Annotated in this window: 6 protein-coding genes and 1 other RNA gene; 2 read left to right on the forward strand and 5 right to left on the reverse strand. The window is 71.0% G+C overall.

What is annotated here, in order from left to right:
• From rfbG to cysK, 4 genes are all read right to left on the reverse strand, one after another.
• A partial coding sequence (gene rfbG / locus VTU_RS0115780; RefSeq protein ID WP_029554467.1) for a CDP-glucose 4,6-dehydratase occupies positions 1-762 on the reverse strand: 762 nt, incomplete at its 3' end.
• 2 nt (positions 763-764) lie between these two features.
• The gene (gene rfbF, locus VTU_RS0115785) at positions 765-1,535 is read right to left on the reverse strand and encodes a glucose-1-phosphate cytidylyltransferase (RefSeq protein ID WP_010105908.1); all 771 of its coding nucleotides are present in this window, start codon (positions 1,533-1,535) and stop codon (positions 765-767) included.
• Between the two features lie 98 nt (positions 1,536-1,633).
• Entirely contained in the window at positions 1,634-3,325 is a 1,692-nt protein-coding gene (locus VTU_RS0115790) for an NAD(P)/FAD-dependent oxidoreductase (RefSeq protein WP_010105909.1), read from the reverse strand.
• Between the two features lie 103 nt (positions 3,326-3,428).
• Positions 3,429-4,346, reverse strand: coding sequence for a cysteine synthase A (cysK, locus tag VTU_RS0115795; protein ID WP_010105910.1), 918 nt, complete (start codon positions 4,344-4,346; stop codon positions 3,429-3,431).
• A 110-nt stretch (positions 4,347-4,456) separates the two neighbouring features.
• Here cysK and rnpB point away from each other — a divergent pair.
• Positions 4,457-4,785: RNase P RNA component class A (gene rnpB, locus VTU_RS30780), an RNA gene on the forward strand.
• A 45-nt stretch (positions 4,786-4,830) separates the two neighbouring features.
• The gene (gene hemB, locus VTU_RS0115800) at positions 4,831-5,838 is read left to right on the forward strand and encodes a porphobilinogen synthase (protein ID WP_010105911.1); all 1,008 of its coding nucleotides are present in this window, start codon (positions 4,831-4,833) and stop codon (positions 5,836-5,838) included.
• Positions 5,839-5,877: 39 nt separating this feature from the next.
• On the opposite strand, the gene VTU_RS0115805 is transcribed toward hemB, so the two are convergent.
• Positions 5,878-6,122: choice-of-anchor U domain-containing protein (locus VTU_RS0115805; protein ID WP_010105912.1), on the reverse strand; the 245-nt coding region annotated here is incomplete at its 5' end.

Here is a 6,122-nt window from a genome sequence, read left to right on the forward strand (position 1 = left end):
CGCGCCGGCAAGAGCCGGCTGCTCCCACAGGCGCTGCGCCAGGCGCAGATAGGCCGCCAGCGGCTCGAGCACGTGCTGCCAGGGGCGGGTCGCGCGGGGCTGGCGCAGGTGCAGGGTTTGCCCCGCGCTCCAGGCGCGCACGGCGTCGGGCAGGAGCCGCTCGGGCGCCCAGTCGCCGCCGCCGATGGCGTTGCCGCAGCGGGCGCTGGCAACGGCCGTTCCCTGGCCGGCGAGAAAGGCGTCGCGGTAGCTCGCGGTCACCAGCTCGGCGGCGGCCTTGCTCGCGCTGTAGGGGTCGTGCCCGCCGAGCGCGTCGTCCTCGCGGTAGGGGTAGGCCCATTCGCGGTTGCGGTAGACCTTGTCGCTGGTGACCACCACGGCCACGCGCACACCGGCCAGGCCGCGCAGCGCGTCCAGCAGGTGCACCGTGCCCATGACGTTGCGCGCAAAGGTCTGCACCGGCGCCGCGTAGCTGGCGCGCACCAGCGCCTGCGCCGCCAGGTGCAGCACCACCTCGGGCCGCGCGGCGCGCACGCGCGCGGCCAGGGCGCGCGCGTGGAGCAGGTCGCAGAAATGGCTCTCCATGCCCTGCGCGACCCGGGCCAGGGTGAACAGGGCGGGGCGGGTCGCGGGCGGCTGCGCCACGCCGCTGACCTGCGCGCCCAGGCGCTGCAACCACAGCGCCAGCCACGCGCCCTTGAAGCCGGTGTGGCCCGTGAGCAGCACGCGCTTGCCGCGCCAGAAGCCGGGGTCGGGGCGCATGCTCACCAGCATTTCCACGGCGCCCGGCCCGACTGCCACAGGTCTTCGAGCAGCCGCTTCTCGCGCGGCGTGTCCATGGGCTGCCAGAAGCCGCCGTGCTCGAAGGCGCGCAGCTCGCCGCTGGCGGCGAGTTGGGCCATGGGCTCTTGCTCCCAGCTGGTGGCGTCGTCCGCGATCTGCCCGATCACCTCGGGCTGGAGTACGAAGAAGCCGCCGTTGATCCAGCCGCCGTCGCCGCGCGGCTTTTCCTGAAACCCGACCACGGCGTCGCCCTCGCGCACCAGCGCGCCGTAGCGGCCCGGGGGCTGCACTGCGGTGACGGTGGCCCGGCGGCCGTGCGCGCGGTGAAAGGCGAACTGCGCGGCCATGTCCAGGTCGGCCACGCCGTCGCCGTAGGTAAAGCAAAACGGCTCGCCCGCCGGCAGGTACTCGCGCACCCGGCGCAGGCGCCCGCCGGTCATCGTGTGCTCGCCGGTATCCACCAGGGTCACGCGCCAGGGCTCGGCGTGGCGGTGGTGCACCTGCATGCGGTTGTTCGCCATCTCGAAGGTGACGTCGGACATGTGCAGGAAGTAGTTCGCAAAATACTCCTTGATCATGTAGCCGCGGTAGCCCAGGCAGATGATGAAATCGCTCACGCCATGCGCGGCGTAGATTTTCATGATGTGCCAGAGCATCGGTCGCCCCCCGATCTCGATCATGGGCTTGGGGCGCAGCTGGGACGCCTGCGCGATGCGGGTTCCCAGCCCCCCCGCGAGCAGTACGGCTTTCATGCGCGCAGCATAGTGCCGCTCCCCGCGCCGCCAAAGGGCGCTGTCCGCGGGAAAAACACCCCAAATGCGGCGATTGCCCCCGGGCGCAGGCCCGGTTTTCAGGCCAGCAGGCTGCGCGCCACGGCCTCGCCCACGGCGATGCCATCGACCCCGGCGGACAGGATTCCGCCCGCGTAGCCGGCGCCCTCGCCAGCGGGGTACAGGCCGGCGGTGTTGCGGCTCTGCAGGTCCTCATTGCGCTCCATCCGCAGCGGGGACGAGGTGCGCGTTTCCACCCCGGTGAGCACGGCGTCGTGCATGTCAAAGCCCGCGATCCTGCGGCCGAAAACGGGCAGCGCCTCGCGCAGCGCTTCGATGGCGTAGCCGGGCAGGGCGGCGTGCAGGTCGCCCGGCGTGACGCCGGGCTGGTACGAGGGCTGCACGTCCCCCAGCCGGAGCGACGGCCGGCCGGCGATGAAGTCGCCCACCAGCTGGACCGGCGCGCTGTAGTCGCTGCCGCCCAGCACGAAGGCCCGGGATTCGAGCTGGCGTTGCAGCGCGATGCCGGCGAGCGGGTGAAACGGCTGCTGCGCCGTGCGGGCGGCGTCGTCGTCGTCGTCGATGGGGTAGTCGCGCGGGTCGATTCCCACCACCAGGCCCGCGTTCGCGTTGCGCGCGTTGCGCGAGTACTGGCTCATGCCGTTCGTCACCACGCAGCCCGGCTCGCTGGTCGCCGCCACCACCGTGCCGCCGGGGCACATGCAGAAGCTGTACACCGCACGGCCGTTGGCCGCGTGGTGCACCAGCCGGTAGTCGGCCGCGCCCAGCAGCGGGTGGCCCGCGTGGCGGCCCCAGCGCGCACGGTCGATCACATGCTGCGGATGCTCGACGCGCAGGCCGATGGAAAACGGTTTCGCCTGCATCGCGACACCGCGTGCGTACAGCATGGCGAAGCTGTCGCGCGCGCTGTGGCCCAGGGCCAGCACCACGTGCTCGGCGTGCAGCTGCGTCGTCGCGCCCGTGGCCAGGTCGCGCACCACCAGGCCGCGCAGCCGCCGGTCGCCGGCGCCTTCTTGCAGATGCACGTCGGTCACGTGCTGCTGGAAGCGGATTTCTCCGCCCAGCGCAATGATCTGCCGGCGCAGGTTCTCCACCACCTTCACCAGCTTGAAGGTGCCGATGTGCGGGTGCGCCGCGCACAGGATCTCCCGCGGGGCGCCCGCGTGCACGAACTCGGTCAGCACCTTGCGGCCCAGGTAGCGCGGGTCCTTGATCTGGCTGTAGAGCTTGCCGTCGGAGAAGGTGCCCGCGCCGCCCTCGCCGAACTGCACGTTGCTCTCGGCGTGCAGTTCGCGCCTGCGCCACAGGCCCCAGGTGTCCCGGGTCCGCTCGCGCACGGCCTTGCCGCGCTCCAGAACCAGGGGCCGAAAGCCCATCTGCGCGAGCACCAGCGCGGCGAAGATTCCGCAGGGGCCAAAGCCCACCACCACCGGGCGCAAGGGAATGTCTGCCGGCGCCTGGCCCACGGGGCGCCAGGCCATGTCGGGCGTGGTCTGGATCTGCGCGTGGCCCGCGCATGCGGCCAGCAGGGCGGCCTCGCGCTGCGGCCGGGCGAGCGCGACGTCGACGCTGTAGACCCCCTGCAGGCCCGCCTTGCGCGCGTCGATGCTGCGCCGAAAGACCTGGACCTGGGCAATGTCCGCCGGGGCCAGGCCCAGCAGCTCCGCGGCAGCGGCGCGCAACGGCGCCTCGGCTGCCTCGGGGGTGTCGTCCGCCGGGAGCGGCAGCCGGATTTCTGTGATGCGGATCATGTTTCTGGGCAGGGCCCGTGTCGATCGGGCGCAGGCGTCGCGTGGGGCCGCGATGATACGGTGGCGCGGGCCGGGGCATGCCCCGGCGCGCAGCAGCGGGGGACTACGCCGGCAGAAAGCCTTCGATCGACAGGTAGCGTTCGCCCGAGTCGTAGTTGAAGCCCAGCACCCGGGCGCCTGCAGGCAGCTCGGGCAGTTTCTGGGCGATTGCCGCCAGCGTGGCGCCCGAGGAAATGCCGACGAGCAGACCCTCTTCGCGCGCGCAGCGGCGGGCGTATTCGCGCGCGGGTTCGGCGTCCATCCGGATCACGCCGTCGAGCAGGCTGGTGTCGAGGTTCTTCGGGATGAAGCCGGCGCCTATGCCCTGGATGGGGTGCGGCGCGGGCGCGCCACCCGAGATCACCGCAGACGCCGCGGGCTCCACCGCGAACACCTTGAGCGCGGGGAATTTCGCCCTGAGCACGCGCGCGACGCCCGTCAGATGGCCCCCCGTTCCCACGCCGGTGATCAGCGCGTCGAAACCTTCGGGAAAGTCCGCCAGGATTTCCTGCGCCGTGCAGCGCACGTGGACCTCGACGTTCGCCGGGTTCTCGAACTGCTGCGCAATCCACGCGCCCGGCGTCTGCGCGCGCAGCTCCTGCGCGCGGTCGATGGCGCCCCGCATGCCCTTCTCGCGCGGCGTCAGGTCGAACTGCGCGCCGTAGGCGAGCATCAGGCGGCGGCGCTCGGTGCTCATGCTCTCGGGCATCACCAGAATCAGGCGGTAGCCCTTGACGGCCGCGACCAGCGCCAGACCGATTCCGGTGTTTCCCGAGGTCGGCTCGATGATGGTTGCGCCGGGCTTGAGCGCGCCGGACTTTTCGGCGTCCTCGACCATGGACAGCGCAATGCGGTCCTTGATGGACCCGCCCGGGTTGCTGCGTTCGGACTTGATCCACACGTTTGCCGCAGGGCCGAACAGGCGGTTGATGCGCACGTGCGGCGTGTTGCCAATGGTTTGCAGGATATCTTCGGCTTTCATGGGAACCTCCTTGGGGGTGAGAGAGAAAAGCGTGTGCCACCGGGGCACGGCGGCCATTTTGGCGCAGTCCGCAAGCCGTGGCCGGGTGCGCCGGGTGATAATCGCGCCGTGAAGCGCGCCAGACCGCCGCTGGTGCGATCTGGGAAACCAGGCACTGGAGGAACGTCCGGACTGCACAGGACGGCGTAGCAGCTAACGGCTGTCCACCGTGAGGTGAGGATCAGAGCAACAGAGACGAGTCGGGGCGGGTTTCCCGCCCCGGGTGAAACGGGCAATCTCTACGCGCAGCAATACCAAGCAGGCCAGCGCTGATGTGGTTCCGCGGAGTTGGCGGGTAGGTAGCACCGAGCCGTGGTGGCGACACCCGGCCCAGATTGATGGCGGTCACGCTGCGGGCAACCGCAGCGCACAGAATCCGGCGTATCGGCGCGCTTCACACCTTTGGCCCGCAGCGCGCCCGCGCGGATCGGGCAGAATTTTCCCCATGCATCTCCCGAACCCCGCCCCCTTTCCGCAGAACCGTCCGCGCCGCCTGCGCCGCGACGCCTTCACCCGCAACCTGCTGCGCGAAAACGCCGTCACGCCGCACGACCTGATCTACCCCGTGTTCGTGCACGAGGGCCGGGGCCGGCGCGAGGCCGTCGCGTCCATGCCCGGCGTGGACCGCCTGAGCCTGGATCTGCTGCTGCCCGTTGCCGAGGACTGCGTGCGCCTGGGCATTCCGGTGCTGGCGCTGTTCCCCGCCATCGACCCGGCGCGCAAGACCCCCGACGGCAGCGAGGCGCAAAACCCCGATGGCCTGATTCCGCGCGCGCTGCGTGCGCTGAAGAAGGAATTCCCCGACCTCGGCGTGATGAGCGACGTGGCGCTCGACCCCTACACGAGCCACGGGCAGGACGGCCTGCTCGACGCGAGCGGCTACATCGTGAACGACGACACGGTGGTGTGCCTGATCGGCCAGGCCCTGGCGCACGCCGAGGCGGGCGCAGACATCGTCGCGCCGAGCGACATGATGGACGGGCGCATCGGCGCCATCCGCAAGGCGCTCGAAGAGCGGGGCCACATCCACACCCGCATCATGGCCTACAGCGCCAAGTACGCCAGCGCCTTCTACGGGCCGTTTCGTGACGCCGTGGGAACGCGCGGCGCCCTGGGAGGGGCGGACAAGAATGCCTACCAGATGGACCCCGGCAACGGCGACGAGGCCCTGCGCGAGGTCGCCAGCGACATCGCCGAAGGCGCTGACATGGTGCTCATCAAGCCCGGCATGCCGTACCTGGACATCGTGCGCCGCGTAAAGGACGCGTTCCACCTGCCCACCTTCGCCTACCAGGTGAGCGGCGAGTACGCCATGATCAAAGCGGCCGCGGCGAATGGCTGGCTCGAGCACGACGCCGTGGTGCTCGAGAGCCTGCTGGCCTTCAAGCGCGCGGGCGCCGACGGTGTGCTGACCTACTTTGCCCGTGATGCCGCCCGGTTGCTCGGGAAATAGGCGCCGCCTGCGGGGGCGTCCAGGCCCTGCGCCGTAGCGTCAGAACCAGAAGCCGTCCGCCGCATCCGGCGCCTGCCCCACGAGGGACAAGGGCATCTGCGCTGCGGCGCCGGGCGCGGTGATGACGCCGTTGGCCTGGCCGTCGGCGTCGAACGGCCCGCCATCGCTGATCTCGTAGTCCAGCCGCAGCTGCCCGCCTTCCAGCGCCATCTTGCCGCCGTAAGGGCTGCTCGCCAGGTTGACCCAGGTGCCGGTGCCGTCCTTCGCCCAGTAGCCGTTGACGC

Origin of the sequence: Verminephrobacter aporrectodeae subsp. tuberculatae At4 (assembly GCF_000193225.1) — a bacterium.
Classification (GTDB): Bacteria; Pseudomonadota; Gammaproteobacteria; order Burkholderiales; family Burkholderiaceae_C; genus Acidovorax; species Acidovorax aporrectodeae.

Coding starts and splice junctions, on each gene's coding strand:
- rfbF (WP_010105908.1), bottom strand. CDS start 1,535: ATGAAAGCCGTACTGCTCGCGGGGGGGCTGGGAACCCGCATCGCGCAG.
- VTU_RS0115790 (WP_010105909.1), bottom strand. CDS start 3,325: ATGATCCGCATCACAGAAATCCGGCTGCCGCTCCCGGCGGACGACACC.
- cysK (WP_010105910.1), bottom strand. CDS start 4,346: ATGAAAGCCGAAGATATCCTGCAAACCATTGGCAACACGCCGCACGTG.
- hemB (WP_010105911.1), top strand. CDS start 4,831: ATGCATCTCCCGAACCCCGCCCCCTTTCCGCAGAACCGTCCGCGCCGC.